This window comes from Pseudomonas putida (genome assembly GCF_001941965.1).
GTDB classification, from domain to species: Bacteria; Pseudomonadota; Gammaproteobacteria; order Pseudomonadales; family Pseudomonadaceae; genus Aquipseudomonas; species Aquipseudomonas putida_L.
On sequence record NZ_MKZO01000030.1, the window covers coordinates 41,977 to 59,858 of the forward strand.

Consider the following 17,882-nt stretch of genomic DNA (forward strand, 5'->3'; position numbering starts at 1 on the left):
CCTGTGGATGAATGGCCGGCAATAGAAATAACGAAAGGAAGATTTATAAAAGCTTTGTTTTTATGTTTATTCTTAGGGGCGTACCTATCTGTGGATAAGGTTATACAGGCCTTTATTTACGTGCTGTACAGAGATTCATAACCCTGTGCTTCAGTGGTCATGAGAGGTATGGATAAGCGCCTTGAACCTGTGGATGAAATGGGTGTTTACCCACAGGTGGATTTATCTTCAGGCTAGAGGGGTAGTTATCAACGGAGCTGAAGGGGAGTTTTCCACAGGGCTTATTTGGGCATTGTGAATGAGCGGGCAGGCGAAAGCGCCGGAAGCGCGCCGGGGTTTTCGACTGTGGAAAAGGGGAGTTAGTACTGAAGGAGATTGACGGCCCATGCAGGTCGCGTCAGGACTGTGGATAAGAGCATCTGATTGAGGTCGCTACAGAAGGTCGTTCTGCTTGAGCGTGACCGGCCTCAATTTGCCTCGCCAGTGTTCCGCTTACCGGTCACCAGCTTCTTCAACGTTCTGTCGAAATCGCTCTCGAACAGACGGTCCTGAACGATTCTGTACTTCTCAAATTCACTCTCTGCATGCATCTGGGCAAGCTTCGCGGAGACCTTGCCACTGTCTTGAAGCACTTCGCGGTCATCAAACTCCAGGAATGCGTCCAATCGCTTGGACCAATCCTCCATGCTCATGGGTATTTGACGGCGAGCACGGTCTTCAGCCAGTTCCAGGTAGGCATTGACCACACGCCCCAACGATGCGAGCTCTTCCTGACTTAGGTAGTTCTTGGCCACAGCAACGTCGGTTTTAAGGACCTTTCCGTCAGGGGCACTCGCCCAGGACGTCAGACCCATTTGCGGCTTGCTGCTATCGGCCCGCTTGCAGATCAGTTCTGCTGCCGTGTGCCCATGGATCGCATAGTGGAGTTTGTTCTGTACCTTGGCGAAAAAGGTCTTGGTAGTCGGTGCGTCCTTGTTGTAGTCCACGCTGGTGGAGTAGATATCGGTGATTTTCTGGTAGAACCGTCTCTCGCTGAGGCGGATCTCACGGATCTCCGCCAACAGTCGCTCAAAGTAGTCCTCGCCCAGGAAACCACCGTTTTCCATGCGCTTACGATCGAGCACATAACCCGTCATCGCGAACTCGCGCAGTACACCCGTTGCCCACTGGCGGAACTGCGTGGCACGTATGGAGTTGACTCGGTAGCCAACGGAAATAATGGCGTCCAGGTTGTAGAACTCCACCATGCGGGACACCTCTCTCTGACCTTCTTGCTGAACTATCCGGAATTTCCGGATGGTTGCTTCCGGGGCAAGCTCATCACTGCCAAAGATATTCTTCAGGTGTTCACTGATGGTACGCACATCCACCCCGAACAATTCCGCCATGAGCTTTTGTGACAACCAGAGGGTTTCGTCCTCATAGCGAGCCTCAATGCTCTGTTCTGCCGTTTGACCGGTAAAGATCAGAAACTCGACGGTGCTGTTGCGAATGAAGGTGGGTTTACTACTCACAAGGCATTTCCTCTCGTGCTCATCATCCCCTGCTGGATGACAACGAACCCTATCTCACTTCCCAATGCAGAAGCTGGAGAAAATCCGCCCCAGCAGATCATCGGAGCTGAACGCCCCAGTGATCTCACCCAGCGCCTGCTGCGCCTGACGCAGATCCTCAGCCAACAATTCACCAGCGCCCGCCAACGTCAGCTGCTCACGCCCGTGTTCGAGGCTGGCGCTGGCCTGGCGCAAGGCATCCAGATGCCGCCGGCGAGCGCTAAAGCCACTTTCCGCCGTCTGTTCATAACCCATGCAGGCCTTCAGGTGATCGCGCAGCAGATCCAGCCCCATGTCCGGCGCCTTTGCGCTCAGGGTGATGGTGACGTGGCCATCCTCGCTTTCTTCCAGACCAATGGCCTCGCCACTCAGGTCGGCCTTGTTGCGGATCAGGGTGACCTTGTCCGGCCGCGGGCGCTGATCGAGGAACTCAGGCCACAGGGCGAATGGATCGCTGGCCTCAGGCGCACTGGCATCCACCACCAGAAGCACCCGGTCCGCCTCGCCAATCGCCTTCAGGGCGCGTTCCACGCCGATCTTTTCCACATGGTCCTCGGTATCGCGCAGACCAGCAGTATCCACAACGTGCAGCGGCATGCCGTCGATGTGGATATGTTCGCGAAGGATGTCCCGGGTGGTGCCGGCGATATCGGTGACGATGGCCGCCTCGCGACCCGCCAGCATATTCAGCAGGCTGGATTTGCCAGCGTTCGGACGACCGGCGATCACCACCGTCATACCGTCACGCAGCAAGGCGCCCTGCCCGGCTTCGCGCATGACCGAGGCAAGATCGCCACGCACCTGGTCAAGCATGCCCAGCACATGGCCATCGGCGAGGAAGTCGATTTCCTCTTCCGGGAAGTCGATCGCCGCTTCCACATAGATCCGCAGGCTGATCAAACGCTCGGTCAAGTTATCCACACGGCGGGAGAACTCGCCCTGCAGCGAGCGCAAGGCATTGCGCGCAGCCTGTGCAGAACTGGCCTCGATCAGGTCGGCGATGGCTTCGGCCTGGGCCAGGTCGAGTTTATCGTTGAGGAACGCGCGCTCGCTGAATTCCCCCGGCCGCGCCAGGCGGCAGCCAAGTTGTACACAGCGCTGCAGCAGCATATCCAGCACCACCGGGCCGCCATGGCCCTGCAGTTCCAGGACATCTTCGCCTGTGAATGAATTCGGCCCCGGGAAGAACAGCGCAATGCCCTCGTCGAGGACCAGGCCGTCGTCACTGCGGAACGGACCGTAGTGAGCGTGCCGCGGCGTCAGCTCGCGACCGGTGATCGCCTGCCCGGCCTGGCGCGCCAGCGGTCCGGAAATACGCACAATACCCACCCCGCCGCGGCCCTGGGCGGTAGCGATGGCGGTGATGGTTTCGCGACGGGAAGTCATGTCATGGCCTCGGAACAAAAACGTCAGATAGCAAAACGCCCCACGAGTGGGGCGTTTATCCACAGATTAGCTGGCTAATCCGTCAGGCTGCGGCCTTCTTGGTCGCTTTCTCGATGCTGTTGGTGATGTACCACTGCTGTGCGATGGACAGGCAGTTGTTCACAACCCAGTACAGAACCAGACCAGCAGGGAACCACAGGAAGAAGAAGGTGAAGATGATCGGCATCATTTTCATCACCTTGGCCTGCATCGGATCCGGTGGAGTCGGGTTCAGCTGCTGCTGGATGAACATGGTCGCGCCCATGATGATCGGCAGGATGAAGAACGGATCCTTGATCGACAGGTCGGTGATCCAGAACATCCATGGGGCCTGACGCATCTCGACGCTTTCCAGGAGTACCCAGTACAGCGACAGGAAGACCGGCATCTGCACCAGGATCGGCAAGCAGCCACCCAGCGGATTGATCTTCTCTTTCTTGTACAGCTCCATCATCGCCTGGGACATCTTCTGGCGATCGTCACCGAACTGCTCTTTCAGCTGGGCCAGGCGCGGCGCAACGGCACGCATGCGCGCCATCGAACGGTAGCTGGCGGCGGACAGCGGGAAGAACAGGCCCTTGATCAGCATGGTCAGGACGATGATCGACCAGCCCCAGTTGCCGAGCAGGCTGTGGATATGTTGCAGCAGCCAGAAGATCGGCTGGGCAATGAACCACAGGATGCCGTAGTCGACGGTCAGTTCCAGGCCTGGGGACAACTCTTTCAGCTTGCTCTGGATCTTCGGACCGGCATACAGGGTGCTGCTGGTTTCGGCCTTGGCACCCGCGGCGACGTTCAGCGCAGGGCCGTTGTAGCCGATGATGTAGTTGCCTTGGCTGTCCTTGCGGGTCTGAACGAAGTTGTTATCCGAGCTTTCCGGGATCCAGGCCGTTACGAAGTAGTGCTGCAGCCAGGCGACCCAGCCGCCGTTCACATTTTCTTTCAAATTGCCCTTGTCCATGTCCTTCATGGACACTTTCTTGTAGGGCTCAGAACTTGTCCACAGGGCAGCACCCAGGTAGGTGGCGGTACCAGTGGCGGTCGACGAGGAAGGATCGGAGCTGGCGTCACGCTTAAGCTGGCCGAACATGTTGCCGGTCCAGGCCTGGCCGCTCTGGTTGTCGATCAGGTAGCTGACCTTCAGGTCGTACTCGCCGCGGTTCAGGGTGAAGCGCTTGATGTAGTTGACACCGCCTTCGCTGAACTTCAGGTCGACGACCAGTTGGTCCTGGCCGTCAGCCAGTTGATAACTTTTCTGCTCGGCGGCGTACAGCGGGCGACCAGCGGCACGTGCGTCCGGGCCGTTGGCGCCGATCAGGCCGCTCTGGGCCAGATAAACGCGCTCACTACCGTTGTCGAACAGCTGGAATGGAATTTCCGGGTGATCCTGGCGACGCGGGTACTTCGGCAGGGTCAGCTGGACGATGTCACCACCGGTTGGGTCGATAGCCAGATCGAGGACATCGGTCTTGACCCGGATCAGGTCCTTGCTGACAGCGACCGGCGCCAGTTCGGCCGGGGTTTCGGCGTTGACGCTCGGAATATCGGCGTTGGAAGTGCCGGCATTCGGGCTGTCCGGCAGGGACGGCGCGATGGTGCTGGAGGCAGCAGTCTGATTCGGCAAGGCAGCCTGGCCGTAGTCCTGGTTCCACTTGAGGACCATGACATAGGACACGATTGCCAGGGCGGCGATCAGGATCGTGCGTTTAATATCCATGATTACTCGGCTATCGAAGAAGTACGGGAAGGAGGAATGGGCGGAACCGGATCAAAACCGCCTGCATTCCAGGGATGACAACGACCCAGCCGACGAACGGTCAGCCACCCGCCACGCAAGAGACCATGAGTTTCAATGGCTTCGTACGCATAGCAGGAGCAACTTGGGTAGAAACGGCAATGACTGGCCATCAACGGGCTGATGGCGTAACGGTAAAACTGGATCGGAACGAGGGCCAGTTTACGCATCTGGACGGTCCACCCCTACGGATTCGGTCTTGACCTCTGGAGAGGGCCGAGTACGAGCGAGGCGCTTCCAGATCTTGCCAAAATGCTGGTGCAATTCCGGGTTTTCTACGTCGCCAAGGCCTTTGCGCGCGACGATGACTATGTCCCAGCCGACCAGGATGTCCTGGTGCAGACGGAACGAATCGCGCATCAAACGCTTCAGGCGATTGCGCTGAACGGAAAGCTTCACGGCTTTTTTGCCGATCACCAGGCCCAGGCGGGGGTGATCCAGTCCGTTCTCGCGGGCAAGGAGCAAGAGACTCTTGCCGGGCACCTTGCCTGATGGAGAGTCAAAGACCGCTTTGAAGTGTCGGGGTGTCAGTAGACGTTTATCCCGACTGAAGTCCTGACTCACCACCTATGCCGAAAAATCAAACTGCCAGGCGCTTACGGCCTTTGGCACGACGGCGGGACAGAACAGCACGGCCGTTCTTGGTGGCCATACGTGCACGGAAACCGTGAGTGCGAGCGCGCTTGATGGTGCTTGGTTGGAAAGTACGTTTCATGGCGTGTTACCTGGTTCGTGACTACGGGCCGGAATGGCCCCCGTTTTAAGAGACCGGCGATTCTAGAGAAAGCAAGCCCGTAGGTCAATTTCCAACCAGCTTTTCCTTATAGGGAGATGAACCGGCCACGGATTCGATCCGGGCAGGTTCGTCAGGGTCATCGCGGTTAAACATAGAAAAAAAGAGGAGAGGTATTTAAAGCTTTTCTGAAGAACTTATGAATCTTAGCTCGAGAATTTCTGTGGATAGATCGCTACAGGCCACATTTTACGTACTGTACAGAGATTGATAACCCTGTCGGGAAACGGTGCTTTGCCTGTGCCGCACAGGCGCAAAAGCAGTGGATAAAAAAGGCAGTTATCAACAGGCGAGTTTTCCACAGGGTTGGACCCCGACTTGTGCATAGCCCTCGTGGACGGTTATCCACAGAGCTTATTCACACCACCTGGAGTGCATTTTGGTCGGCAAATGACTGATTTAGCATGGCTCTTGAGTCGCCTGCGTGTGGATAAGTACGCGGGTGCCCGGTACAATGGCGGCTTGTTTTTGCCTCACCGGCCTTTGCAGGCTTTCAAATTCAGGGGATATCCGTGTCAGTGGAACTTTGGCAGCAGTGCGTGGAGCTTCTGCGCGATGAGCTGCCTACCCAGCAATTCAATACCTGGATCCGTCCACTACAAGTCGAAGCCGAAGGCGACGAGTTGCGCGTCTACGCGCCTAACCGCTTTGTGCTCGACTGGGTGAATGAAAAGTATCTGGGTCGTTTGCTCGAACTGCTCGGCGAACACGGCAACGGTTCGGTGCCTGCGCTCTCCTTATTAATAGGCAGCCGTCGCAGCTCGGCACCGCGTGCCGCGCCGAATGCACCGCTGGCAGCTGCCGTGGCCGCTTCCCAGGCGCAAGCCGCTGCAGCCCAGGCCGCTCAGGTCCCGGCGCCAGCAGTCAGCGAGCCGGTCAACCACAAACCGGCGGCACCTGTTGCCGAGCCGGTGGTGGAAGACGCACCGTCCCGGGACAGCTTCGACGCCATGGGCGGCGATGCTCCGGCCGCAGCACCTGTCGCCGCCAACGGCCGTTCGGAACAACGCACCGTCCAGGTCGAAGGTGCGCTCAAGCACACCAGCTACCTGAACCGGACCTTCACCTTCGAGAACTTCGTCGAAGGTAAATCCAACCAGCTGGCCCGCGCTGCGGCCTGGCAGGTGGCAGACAACCCCAAGCACGGCTACAACCCGCTCTTCCTTTATGGGGGCGTGGGTCTGGGTAAGACTCACTTGATGCACGCTGTGGGTAACCACCTGCTCAAGAAGAATCCCAACGCCAAGGTTGTCTACCTGCACTCCGAACGCTTTGTCGCTGACATGGTCAAGGCACTGCAGCTGAATGCGATCAACGAGTTCAAGCGTTTCTACCGTTCGGTGGACGCCCTGCTCATCGACGACATCCAGTTCTTCGCCCGCAAGGAGCGTTCCCAGGAAGAGTTTTTCCACACCTTCAACGCCCTTCTTGAAGGCGGCCAGCAGGTGATCCTCACCAGCGACCGTTATCCGAAGGAAATCGAAGGCCTGGAAGAGCGTCTGAAATCCCGCTTTGGCTGGGGCCTGACCGTTGCGGTCGAGCCGCCGGAGCTGGAAACCCGGGTGGCGATCCTGATGAAGAAGGCCGACCAGGCCAAGGTCGACCTACCGCACGACGCCGCGTTCTTCATTGCCCAGCGCATCCGTTCCAACGTTCGTGAACTGGAAGGCGCCCTGAAGCGAGTGATCGCTCACTCCCACTTCATGGGCCGCGACATCACCATCGAGCTGATTCGCGAATCGCTGAAGGACCTGCTGGCGCTGCAGGACAAACTGGTCAGTGTGGATAACATCCAGCGCACCGTCGCCGAGTACTACAAGATCAAGATCTCCGATCTGCTCTCCAAGCGTCGTTCGCGTTCGGTGGCCCGGCCGCGTCAGGTGGCCATGGCCCTGTCCAAGGAACTGACCAACCACAGTCTGCCGGAGATCGGCGACGTATTCGGCGGGCGCGACCACACCACCGTGTTGCACGCCTGCCGCAAGATCAACGAGCTCAAGGAATCCGACGCGGATATCCGCGAGGATTACAAGAACCTGCTGCGGACCCTGACGACCTGATGTCAGCGCAGCTTTTCAAGGCAAGGGACTAGACCATGCATTTCACCATTCAACGCGAAGCCCTGTTGAAACCCCTGCAACTGGTCGCAGGCGTCGTCGAGCGCCGCCAGACCTTGCCGGTACTGTCCAACGTACTGCTGGTGGTCCAGGGTCAGCAGTTGTCGCTGACCGGTACCGACCTGGAAGTGGAACTGGTTGGCCGTGTTCAACTGGAAGAGCCAGCCGAGCCAGGCGAGATCACCGTACCTGCGCGCAAGCTGATGGATATCTGCAAAAGCCTGCCCAACGATGCGCTGATCGACATCAAGGTCGACGAGCAGAAGTTGCTGGTCAAGGCCGGTCGTAGCCGCTTCACCCTGTCGACCCTGCCTGCCAATGACTTCCCGACTGTGGAAGAAGGTCCGGGCTCGCTGACCTGCACCCTAGAGCAAAGCCGCCTGCGTCGCCTGATCGAACGCACCAGCTTCGCCATGGCCCAGCAGGACGTGCGCTACTACCTGAACGGCATGCTGCTGGAAGTATCCACAGGCACCCTGCGTGCAGTCGCCACTGACGGTCACCGTCTGGCCATGTGCTCGATGAGCGCCGACATCGGCCAGGCCGATCGTCACCAGGTCATCGTGCCGCGTAAAGGTATCCTCGAGCTGGCGCGCCTGCTCACCGAGCCGGATGGCACGGTCAGCATCGTCCTGGGTCAGCACCATATCCGTGCTACCACCGGCGAATTCACCTTCACCTCGAAACTGGTGGACGGCAAGTTCCCTGACTACGAGCGCGTCCTGCCGAAAGGCGGCGACAAGCTGGTGCTGGGCGATCGTCAGGCACTGCGTGAAGCCTTCAGCCGTACCGCGATCCTGTCCAACGAGAAGTACCGTGGTATCCGTCTGCAACTGGCTGCCGGTCAGCTGAAGATCCAGGCGAACAACCCGGAGCAGGAAGAAGCGGAAGAAGAAATCAGCGTCGACTACAACGGTGCATCCCTGGAAATCGGCTTCAACGTCAGCTATCTGCTCGACGTGCTGGGCGTAATGACTACCGAGCAGGTTCGTCTGATCCTGTCCGACTCCAACAGCAGTGCCCTGCTGCAGGAAGCGGACAACGACGATTCCTCCTATGTCGTCATGCCGATGCGTCTGTAATCTTTCCAGACAATTCCAGATGTCCCTAAGTCGTGTCTCTGTCACCGCGGTGCGCAACCTGCACCCGGTGACCTTCTCCCCCTCCCCGCGTATCAATATCCTCTACGGCGCCAATGGCAGTGGCAAAACCAGCGTGCTGGAAGCCATTCATCTGTTGGGGCTGGCGCGCTCCTTCCGCAGCACTCGTCTTAACCCGGTCATTCAATATGAAGAAGCCGTGTGTACGGTGTTTGGCCAGGTCGCGCTGGAGGATGGTGCATCGAGCAACCTGGGGGTTTCCCGGGAACGCCAGGGAGATTTCACCATTCGTATCGACGGGCAAAACGCCCGTGGTACCGCGCAGCTGGCGGAAATCCTGCCACTCCAGCTGATCAATCCGGACAGTTTCCGCCTGCTTGAAGGCGCGCCGAAGATCCGCCGACAGTTTCTCGATTGGGGAGTGTTCCACGTGGAACCCCGCTTTATGGGAACCTGGCAGCGCTTGCAGAAGGCGCTGCGGCAGCGAAACTCATGGCTGCGGCATGGTACACTTGACGCCGTTTCGCAAGCGGCCTGGGACCGTGAATTGTCCTTGGCCAGCGCTGAAATCGACGAATATCGCCGTAACTACATCAAAGCGTTGAAGCCTGTCTTCGAACAGATCCTTGGCGAACTGCTGGATCTCGAAGGCCTGACCCTCAGTTATTACCGTGGGTGGGACAAGGACCGGGAGCTGACTGATGTGCTCGCGGCCTCTCTTCAACGTGACCAGCAGATGGGGCATACCCAGGCTGGTCCGCAACGCGCAGATTTGCGCCTCCGACTGGGCGCCAACAATGCCGCGGATATCTTGTCCCGCGGTCAGCAGAAGCTGGTGGTCTGTGCGCTGCGTATCGCCCAAGGACACCTGGTCAGCCAGGCGCGCCGCGGTCAGTGTATTTACCTGGTGGATGACTTGCCGTCCGAGCTGGACGAGCAACACCGTCGTGCACTGTGCCGCTTGCTGGAAGACTTACGCTGCCAGGTATTTATCACCTGTGTAGACCACGAATTACTGAGGGAAGGCTGGCAAACGGATACGCCGGTTGCTTTGTTCCACGTGGAACAGGGCCGTATCACCCAGACCCACGACCATCGGGAGTGAAGGCATGAGCGAAAATCAAACGTACGACTCCTCCAGCATCAAGGTGCTGAAAGGGCTTGATGCCGTACGCAAACGTCCCGGTATGTACATCGGCGACACCGATGATGGTAGCGGCCTGCACCACATGGTGTTCGAGGTGGTCGACAACTCGATCGACGAAGCCCTCGCCGGCCATTGCGACGACATCACCGTAATCATTCACCCTGACGAATCCATCACCGTACGCGACAACGGTCGCGGTATCCCGGTCGATGTGCATAAAGAGGAAGGGGTTTCCGCGGCTGAGGTCATCATGACCGTTCTCCACGCCGGCGGTAAATTCGACGACAACTCCTACAAGGTTTCCGGCGGTCTGCACGGTGTAGGTGTTTCGGTAGTGAACGCCCTCTCCGAGGAGCTGACCCTGACCGTTCGCCGTAGCGGCAAGATCTGGGAGCAGGTCTACGTTCACGGTGTTCCACAAGCCCCGATGAAAATCGTTGGCGAAAGTGAAACCACCGGTACCCAGATTCACTTCAAGCCTTCGGCTGAGACCTTCAAGAATATCCACTTCAGCTGGGACATCCTGGCCAAGCGGATTCGTGAACTCTCCTTCCTGAACTCCGGCGTCGGCATCCAACTGAAGGACGAGCGTGCCGGCAAGGAAGAGTTCTTCCGCTACGAAGGTGGTCTGCGCGCATTCGTTGAATACCTGAACACCAACAAGACGGCGGTGAACCAGGTCTTCCACTTCAGCGTCCAGCGTGATGATGGCGTAGGCGTCGAGATTGCCCTGCAATGGAACGACAGCTTCAACGAAAACCTGCTGTGCTTCACCAACAACATTCCGCAGCGCGACGGTGGTACCCACCTGGTGGGTTTCCGCTCCGCGCTGACCCGTAACCTGAACAACTACATCGAGCAGGAAGGTCTGGCCAAGAAGAACAAGGTCGCGACCACCGGTGACGATGCCCGTGAAGGCCTGACCGCGATCATCTCGGTCAAGGTACCGGATCCGAAGTTCAGTTCGCAGACCAAGGACAAGCTGGTTTCCTCGGAAGTGAAGACTGCCGTGGAACAGGAGATGGGCAAGTACTTCTCCGACTTCCTCCTGGAAAACCCGAACGAAGCCAAGGCCGTTGTCGGCAAGATGATCGACGCTGCCCGTGCCCGTGAAGCTGCGCGTAAAGCCCGTGAAATGACTCGCCGCAAAGGTGCACTGGATATCGCAGGCCTGCCGGGCAAACTGGCGGACTGCCAGGAGAAGGACCCTGCCCTCTCCGAACTGTACCTGGTGGAGGGTGACTCCGCGGGTGGCTCGGCCAAGCAAGGTCGTAACCGCAAGACCCAGGCCATCCTGCCGTTGAAGGGCAAGATCCTCAACGTCGAGAAAGCCCGTTTCGACAAGATGATCTCCTCGCAGGAAGTCGGCACCCTGATCACCGCGCTGGGCTGCGGTATCGGTCGCGAAGAGTACAACATCGACAAACTGCGCTATCACAACATCATCATCATGACCGATGCTGACGTCGACGGTTCGCACATCCGTACCCTGCTGCTGACCTTCTTCTTCCGTCAGTTGCCAGAGCTGATCGAGCGTGGCTACATCTACATCGCCCAGCCGCCGCTGTACAAGGTCAAGAAGGGTAAGCAGGAGCAGTACATCAAGGACGACGAGGCCATGGAAGAGTACATGACCCAGTCGGCCCTGGAAGACGCTGCCCTGTACCTGAACGAGTCGGCCCCGGCAATTTCCGGCCCTGCGCTGGAAACCCTGGTCAACGAATTCCGCGGTGTGATGAAAACCCTCAAGCGTCTGTCGCGCCTGTATCCACAGGAGCTGACCGAGCACTTCCTGTACCTGCCTGCGGTTTCCGTTGAGCAACTGGCCGACCAGGCCAAGATGCAGGAATGGTTGGGCAAGTTCCAGGAGCGTTTGAACGGCGTCGAGAAATCCGGCCTGCTGTACAAGGCCAGCCTGCGTGAAGACCGCGAGCGCAATATCTGGCTGCCGGAAGTGGAAATCACCTCCCACGGCTTGGCCAGCTATGTCACCTTCAACCGTGACTTCTTCGGCAGCAACGACTACCGCACTGTCACCGCTCTCGGAGCACAGCTCGCCTCGTTGCTGGAAGACGGCGCCTACGTTCAGCGTGGTGAGCGCAAGAAAGCCATCAACGAGTTTAAGGAAGGTCTGGACTGGCTGATGACCGAAAGCACCAAGCGCCACACCATCCAGCGATATAAAGGTCTCGGCGAGATGAACCCGGACCAGCTGTGGGAAACCACCATGGACCCGACCGTGCGTCGCATGCTCAAAGTCACCATCGAAGACGCGATCGCTGCCGATCAGATCTTCAACACCCTGATGGGGGATGCGGTGGAACCTCGTCGGGAGTTCATTGAAAGCAATGCGCTGTCGGTGGCTAACCTGGACTTCTGATTGGTCGCAGGTTGCTTGCTGAAAAGGCCAACCCTTCGGGGTTGGCCTTTTTTATAGGCGAAGGGAAAGTGGCGTTTTCGAGTGGCGCGGCTGGAGTTCTTCGTGTGTGGCGAAGTGGCGCGAATGGTCAATATGGGAATACGGTTTTGAAGTGTTCCACGTGAAACATTACTAGACCCCGAGTTCTTTCAAGCGCCGATAGAGGGTTCGCTCACTCACCCCCAGATGCTTCGCCAGCTCACTTCGCGGCCCATCGAAGCTCTCCAATGCATGTGCCAACCGCCTTCGCTCATCTGGAGCAATGCGACGTCCAGCAACACCCAACCCAGCTCCACTGATCTCCTCAGGCAAATGCTCCCCCCGAATCACCCCATCATCCGCAAACAACCTCGCCCGCTCCAGAACATTCCGTAGCTCCCGGATATTCCCGGGAAAGCTATAGGCCTGAAGCAAACGCAAAGCCTGCTTGTCGACCTGCGGCGCCGCAGCGCCAGCGATGCGCTGCAACAAGGTCTCGATCAACAGCGGCAGATCCTCTCCCCGCTCTCTCAACGACGGCAGGCGAATCGGGAAGCCGCTGATGCGGTAATAGAGGTCTTCACGGAAAGTCCCGGCGGCCGCCATTTCCCGCAGTGGCTTGTGAGTGGCGCAGACCAGACGAAAATCCGCGTGCACCGTACGCAGGCTCCCCACCGGCCGGAAACTGCCCGACTCGATCAGCCGCAGCAACTTGACCTGCATCGCCAACGGCACCTCGCCAATCTCATCGAGGAACAGCGTCCCGCCGTGGGCCGCTTCCGCCAACCCGGTCTTGCGTTGCAGCGCCCCGGTGAAGGCGCCTTTCTCGTAGCCGAACAGTTCGCTTTCGAACAGGGACTCGGTGAGCCCGGTGCAGTCCACCACCACCAACGGACCTTCAGCCCGCGAACTGCCCAGGTGCAACGCCCGGGCAAACAGCTCTTTCCCTGTCCCCGACTCACCCTGCAGCAACACCGGAATCTGTGCCGGCGCTGCCCTTTTCAGCCCTTCCAAAGCCGTCTTGAAAGCTGCCGAGCGTCCGACCAGCCCATGCTGCTGCGGCTGAGCCGACGCCAGGGTGATCCGGTTCATGCGCTCGACAAACGCGATAACCAGACCATGCTCATCAAGGATCGGCCGCAACTCCACATCCACATGTTCGGGGCCCCTAGGCGTGTGATGCACATGCAGCATGCGCTCGGCGACACGGCTCTCCCGCGCCTTGCGCATCGGGCAGACCTCTCCCGCCTGGTCACAGGGCACGGCGTAGTGATGCGAGACGCGATGACACTTGGCGCCCACCGCTCCCCCGCCGAACTGGCGCTGATACGCCGCGTTGGCGGCAAGGATGTTGTAGTCGGTATCGAGCACGATCGACGGCTGCGGATCGTGCTCGAGATAGGACACCAGCGCCTGGATGGCGGGGTGGGAGATAACGGTCATGGCGACACCTGGCAGAACTCGCAGCGAGCTTAACCGAAGACCCCGGCACTGCCAAAGACTGCCAAGGTCTGCCACTCACCCGCCATCTGCCACGGCAGTCACTGTCAGCCGCCTGGTCCAGACTCAATGAATCCGGGGCCAAAAGGTCGTCGAAGCCATGGCACATATCTTGAAAATGCCCACGGCAACGATTGGCAAGCCTGCGTGCTGGCGCCAGCCAACCTGTCTGGAGAATGACAATGATCATCGGCTGCAATCTTTATGTGGAAGCACTGTTCGACCCTGCGACCTGGACCATCAGCTACCTGGTGATGGACAACCAGACCCGGCACTGCGCCCTGGTCGACAGCGTCCTCGACTACGACCCCAAGTCCGGGCGCACCGATACCCACAGCGCCGATCGCCTGATCGCCCGGGTTGGTGAACTGGGCGCCAGCGTGCAGTGGATCCTGGAAACCCATGTGCATGCGGACCACCTCTCCGCAGCGGCCTATCTGAAGCAGGCGCTGGGCGGACAGTTGGCGATCGGCAGCCATATCACCCAGGTGCAGAAGACCTTTGGCGCCCTGTTCAACGCCGGCTCCGGTTTCGCCCGGGATGGTAGCCAGTTCGATGTGCTGTTCGACGATGACAGCACATTCAGCATCGGCGGCCTGAAGGCGCGCGCGCTGCACACCCCGGGACATACACCGGCCTGCATGACCTACCTGGTTGAAGCCGGGGAAGAGACCATCGCCTTCGTCGGCGACACCCTGTTCATGCCCGACTACGGCACCGCCCGTTGCGACTTCCCCGGTGCCGATGCACGCACCCTGTTCCGCTCGATCCAGCGCATCCTCGCCCTGCCCGGCCAGACCCGGCTGTTCATGTGCCACGACTACCTGCCCGGTGGCCGCGAGCTGCGCTACATGACCACGGTGGCCGAGCAACGCGCCAGCAATATTCACATCCGCGAAGGCGTCAGCGAGGACGACTTCGCCGCCATGCGCCAGGCCCGCGACGCCACCCTGGAGATGCCCGTGCTGATGCTGCCGTCGGTGCAGATCAACATGCGCAGCGGCCAGTTTCCCGAGCCCGAGGACAACGGCGTGAGCTACCTGAAGATCCCGCTCAACGCGCTGTAAACCCGCTTCGAACCCATTATTAGAAAGGATGTACCCATGCCTGCTGCCACCCAACACACGGTACTGATCGTCGGTGCCGGTGCCGCCGGGATCGCTGTCGCCTCCAGCTTGCTGGCGCGTGATCGTTCCCTGGATATCGCCCTCATCGATCCCGCCGACGTCCACTACTACCAACCCGGCTGGACCATGGTCGGTGGAGGAATCTTCAAGGCCGCCAGCACGGCGCGCACGATGACCTCGACCATTCCTTCCGGGGGGAGGTGGATCAAGGCGGCCGTCAGCCGCTTCGAGCCCGAAGCAAGAAAAGTGATCCTGAGTGATGGCCACGAAATCGGCTACCGCCAGCTGATCATCTGCCCCGGCCTCAAGCTCGACTGGCAAGCCATCGAAGGCCTGGAGGAAACCCTTGGCCGCAACGGCGTCACCTCCAACTACCGTTACGACCTCGCGCCCTACACCTGGGAGCTGGTGCAGAGCCTGCGTGAGGGCCGCGCCCTCTTCACCCAGCCACCGATGCCGATCAAGTGCGCCGGGGCGCCGCAGAAAGCCATGTACCTGTCCTGCGATCACTGGCTGCGCAAGCAACGCCTTGGTTCGATCCGCGCGCAGTTCTTCAATGCCGGTGCCCTGCTGTTCGGTGTTGCCGACTATGTGCCGGCGCTGATGGAGTATGTCGAGCGCTATGGCATCGATCTCAACTACAGCCATCGGCTGGTCGCCGTGGACGGACCGAATCAGCGCGCCACGTTCATTCGCACGTTGCCCGATGGCAGCAGCGAAACCCTGACCGAGGCCTTCGACATGCTGCATGTGGTGCCGCCACAGGTCGCTCCCGAATTCATCCGCAACAGCTCGCTGGCTGATGCGGGAGGCTGGCTGGATGTCGATCCGGCGACCTTGCGTCATCGCACCTTCGGCGATATCCACGGCCTCGGCGACGTCCTCAACACCACCAACGCCAAGACCGCAGCGGCCGCCCGCAAGCAGGCGCCGGTGGTGGCCAACAATGTGATGGTGGCCCTTGGTCGCCTGTCGAAGGTCATGGCCTACGACGGCTACGGTTCCTGCCCGTTGACCGTGGCTCGGGGCAAGATCGTCCTGGCCGAGTTCACCTATGGCGGCAAGCTGGCGCCGAGCTTCCCGAGCTGGCTGCTGGATGGTCGCAAGCCGACCCGGCTGGCCTGGTGGCTGAAGGAAAGGGTGCTGCCGCCACTCTACTGGTGGGGTATGCTCAAGGGCCGCGAGTGGCTGGCCAAACCCACGCAGACGGCACAAGAGGCACGCTCGTGACGGAACACGATCTGCTTGGCGGTGGGCTGGGTGCCATCGTCGGCTTGATCCTCGCCCTGACCGGTGCGGGTGGCGGGATTCTCGCGGTCCCGCTGCTGGTCTTCGGTCTTGGTCTCACCATGGTCGAGGCCGGGCCTGTCGGTCTGCTGGCGGTAGGTCTGGCCGCGTCTGTAGGCGCGATCCTCGGCTGGCGTCAGGGGCTGGTGCGGTATCGGGCGGCGTTCTTTATTGCTGCCTTGGGATTGCTCACGGCTCCCCTTGGCCTGTGGCTCGCCCATCGGCTACCCAACGCGCCGCTGGCATTGGGATTTTCCGCAGTCCTGGTCTACGCCTGCTCGCGGATGTTCTTCAAGGCAAGACGGGAACTGAGGGGGGAATCCCCCTGCGCCAATCGGCAGATGCAACCCTGCGTGCTCAATCCACTCCAGGGCCGCCTGCGCTGGACCCTGCCGTGCGCCAGGGCCCTGGCCTTCACCGGGATGCTCAGCGGCCTGCTGTCGGGCCTGCTCGGTGTCGGAGGAGGCTTCGTGATCATTCCTGCCCTCGGCCGCTACACCAACCTCGATATGAAGAGCATGGTGGCGACCTCACTGGCGGTCATCGCCCTGGTCTCCACCGGCAGCGTACTGACCGCCAGCCTCAGCGGGGTGATGCACTGGGCCGTGGGTGCGCCGTTCGCCGTGGGTGCCTTGCTCGGGTTGCTGGGGGGGCGCCAGGTGGCTCATCACCTGGCCGGCCCACGCCTGCAACAGGCCTTCGCCCTGGTCGGAATCGGCGCCGCCGTGCTGCTGGCGGGTAACACCCTACTCGGCCAGTAGCTCATCCTGCTCCTCGGCACACAGCGCCAGCAGGTAGTCCCAGACCACCCGCAGGCGCACCGACTTGTGCAGCTCACGACGAGTGCTAATCCAGTAGCTGCGCTGGATGGTTTCGCTGGGCAGGATACGCACCAGCCCGGGATCGCGACGGGCCATGTAGTTGGGTAGCACCGCAATCCCCAGCCCAGCGCGGGCAGCATGTTGTTGGGCTATCACGCTGGTGCTGCGGAACACCACGTTTGGCGCCCGGCAGAAGCTGTGCAGGAACAGCAGCTCCTGGCTGAACAGCAGGTCATCGACATAGCCGATCCAGCTGTGCCGGGCGAGGTCCTCGCGGCTGTTCAGGGCGGGCGCCCGGGCCAGGTACTCGCGGCTGGCGTAGAGCGCCAGGCGGTAGTCAGTGAGCTTGCGGGTGATCAGCAGGTCGGCGTTGGGCCGCTCCAGGTGAATGCTGATTTCCGCCTCGCGGTTGATGATGCTGACGAAGCGCGGTACCGCCACCAGCTCCACTTCCAGCCCGGGATAACGCTCGAACAGCCCGCTCATGCGCGGCGTGAAGAAGACGATGCCGATGCTTTCGGTGACCCCCAGGCGGATCTTGCCCAGCGGCGTGATGGCCTGGGTGATCTCCTCCTGCGCCAGCAGCGCGACATTCTCCATCGCCTCTGCGTGCTTGAGCAGCGCCTGCCCGGACGGGGTCAGTTCATAGCCCTGGGCATGCTGGACAAACAACGCGGTACCCAGGCTCTGCTCGATATTCTCGATATGCCGGGCCACCGTGCTGTGGGTGGTGTTGAGGCGCTTGGCGGCGGTGAGCAGGCGGCCGCTGCGCTGGAGTTCGAGAAAAAACCGCAGATCATTCCAGTCGAACATGCTGTT

Annotated in this window: 15 protein-coding genes; 7 read left to right on the plus strand and 8 right to left on the minus strand. The window is 60.1% G+C overall.

Features of this window, described 5'->3' with window-relative positions; translation table 11 throughout:
- Positions 1–467 precede the first annotated feature (467 nt).
- The 6 genes from PSEMO_RS17885 to rpmH all read right to left on the minus strand — a co-directional run bounded on the left by PSEMO_RS17885 (position 468) and on the right by rpmH (position 5,488).
- On the minus strand, positions 468–1,514 hold the full coding sequence (locus tag PSEMO_RS17885; protein WP_075804310.1) for a virulence RhuM family protein: 1,047 nt from the start codon (positions 1,512–1,514) through the stop codon (positions 468–470).
- A 54-nt stretch (positions 1,515–1,568) separates the two neighbouring features.
- On the minus strand, positions 1,569–2,939 hold the full coding sequence (gene mnmE, locus PSEMO_RS17890; protein ID WP_075804311.1) for a tRNA uridine-5-carboxymethylaminomethyl(34) synthesis GTPase MnmE: 1,371 nt from the start codon (positions 2,937–2,939) through the stop codon (positions 1,569–1,571).
- Between the two features lie 82 nt (positions 2,940–3,021).
- The gene (gene yidC, locus PSEMO_RS17895) at positions 3,022–4,695 is read right to left on the minus strand and encodes a membrane protein insertase YidC (protein WP_075804312.1); all 1,674 of its coding nucleotides are present in this window, start codon (positions 4,693–4,695) and stop codon (positions 3,022–3,024) included.
- Positions 4,696–4,697: 2 nt separating this feature from the next.
- Positions 4,698–4,943 carry a membrane protein insertion efficiency factor YidD gene (gene yidD / locus PSEMO_RS17900; RefSeq protein ID WP_075804313.1) on the minus strand — a complete coding sequence of 82 codons (246 nt, stop codon included), beginning with the start codon at positions 4,941–4,943 and terminating at the stop codon, positions 4,698–4,700.
- Entirely contained in the window at positions 4,936–5,340 is a 405-nt protein-coding gene (gene rnpA, locus PSEMO_RS17905; RefSeq protein ID WP_075804314.1) for a ribonuclease P protein component, read from the minus strand. Before rnpA ends, yidD begins: the two co-directional genes overlap by 8 nt.
- A gap of 13 nt (positions 5,341–5,353) precedes the next feature.
- Entirely contained in the window at positions 5,354–5,488 is a 135-nt protein-coding gene (rpmH, locus tag PSEMO_RS17910; RefSeq protein WP_002551315.1) for a 50S ribosomal protein L34, read from the minus strand.
- Positions 5,489–6,078: 590 nt separating this feature from the next.
- Between rpmH and dnaA the strand changes: the two genes are divergently transcribed.
- The 4 genes from dnaA to gyrB are packed head-to-tail and all read left to right on the plus strand — an operon-like array spanning position 6,079 to position 12,310.
- Positions 6,079–7,626 carry a chromosomal replication initiator protein DnaA gene (gene dnaA / locus PSEMO_RS17915; RefSeq protein WP_075804315.1) on the plus strand — a complete coding sequence of 516 codons (1,548 nt, stop codon included), beginning with the start codon at positions 6,079–6,081 and terminating at the stop codon, positions 7,624–7,626.
- A gap of 35 nt (positions 7,627–7,661) precedes the next feature.
- Entirely contained in the window at positions 7,662–8,765 is a 1,104-nt protein-coding gene (gene dnaN, locus PSEMO_RS17920) for a DNA polymerase III subunit beta (protein ID WP_075804316.1), read from the plus strand.
- Between the two features lie 19 nt (positions 8,766–8,784).
- The gene (gene recF / locus PSEMO_RS17925) at positions 8,785–9,888 is read left to right on the plus strand and encodes a DNA replication/repair protein RecF (RefSeq protein WP_075804317.1); all 1,104 of its coding nucleotides are present in this window, start codon (positions 8,785–8,787) and stop codon (positions 9,886–9,888) included.
- Between the two features lie 4 nt (positions 9,889–9,892).
- Positions 9,893–12,310, plus strand: a complete 2,418-nt coding sequence (gene gyrB, locus PSEMO_RS17930) for a DNA topoisomerase (ATP-hydrolyzing) subunit B (protein WP_075804318.1) — start codon at positions 9,893–9,895, stop codon at positions 12,308–12,310.
- A gap of 171 nt (positions 12,311–12,481) precedes the next feature.
- Here gyrB and PSEMO_RS17935 read toward each other — a convergent pair whose 3' ends face one another.
- Entirely contained in the window at positions 12,482–13,771 is a 1,290-nt protein-coding gene (locus tag PSEMO_RS17935; RefSeq protein WP_075804319.1) for a sigma-54 interaction domain-containing protein, read from the minus strand.
- 239 nt (positions 13,772–14,010) lie between these two features.
- Between PSEMO_RS17935 and PSEMO_RS17940 the strand changes: the two genes are divergently transcribed.
- Genes PSEMO_RS17940 through PSEMO_RS17950 form a run of 3 tightly spaced genes read left to right on the plus strand, consistent with a single transcriptional unit; the run spans position 14,011 to position 17,003 of the window.
- On the plus strand, positions 14,011–14,895 hold the full coding sequence (locus tag PSEMO_RS17940; protein WP_075804320.1) for an MBL fold metallo-hydrolase: 885 nt from the start codon (positions 14,011–14,013) through the stop codon (positions 14,893–14,895).
- Between the two features lie 36 nt (positions 14,896–14,931).
- The gene (locus PSEMO_RS17945; protein ID WP_075804321.1) at positions 14,932–16,185 is read left to right on the plus strand and encodes an NAD(P)/FAD-dependent oxidoreductase; all 1,254 of its coding nucleotides are present in this window, start codon (positions 14,932–14,934) and stop codon (positions 16,183–16,185) included.
- Entirely contained in the window at positions 16,182–17,003 is an 822-nt protein-coding gene (locus PSEMO_RS17950) for a sulfite exporter TauE/SafE family protein (protein WP_075804322.1), read from the plus strand. The genes PSEMO_RS17945 and PSEMO_RS17950 overlap by 4 nt, the downstream gene beginning before the upstream one ends.
- On the opposite strand, the gene PSEMO_RS17955 is transcribed toward PSEMO_RS17950, so the two are convergent.
- Positions 16,989–17,876, minus strand: coding sequence for a LysR family transcriptional regulator (locus PSEMO_RS17955; RefSeq protein WP_075804323.1), 888 nt, complete (start codon positions 17,874–17,876; stop codon positions 16,989–16,991). The genes PSEMO_RS17950 and PSEMO_RS17955 overlap by 15 nt on opposite strands.
- Positions 17,877–17,882: the final 6 nt, after the last annotated feature.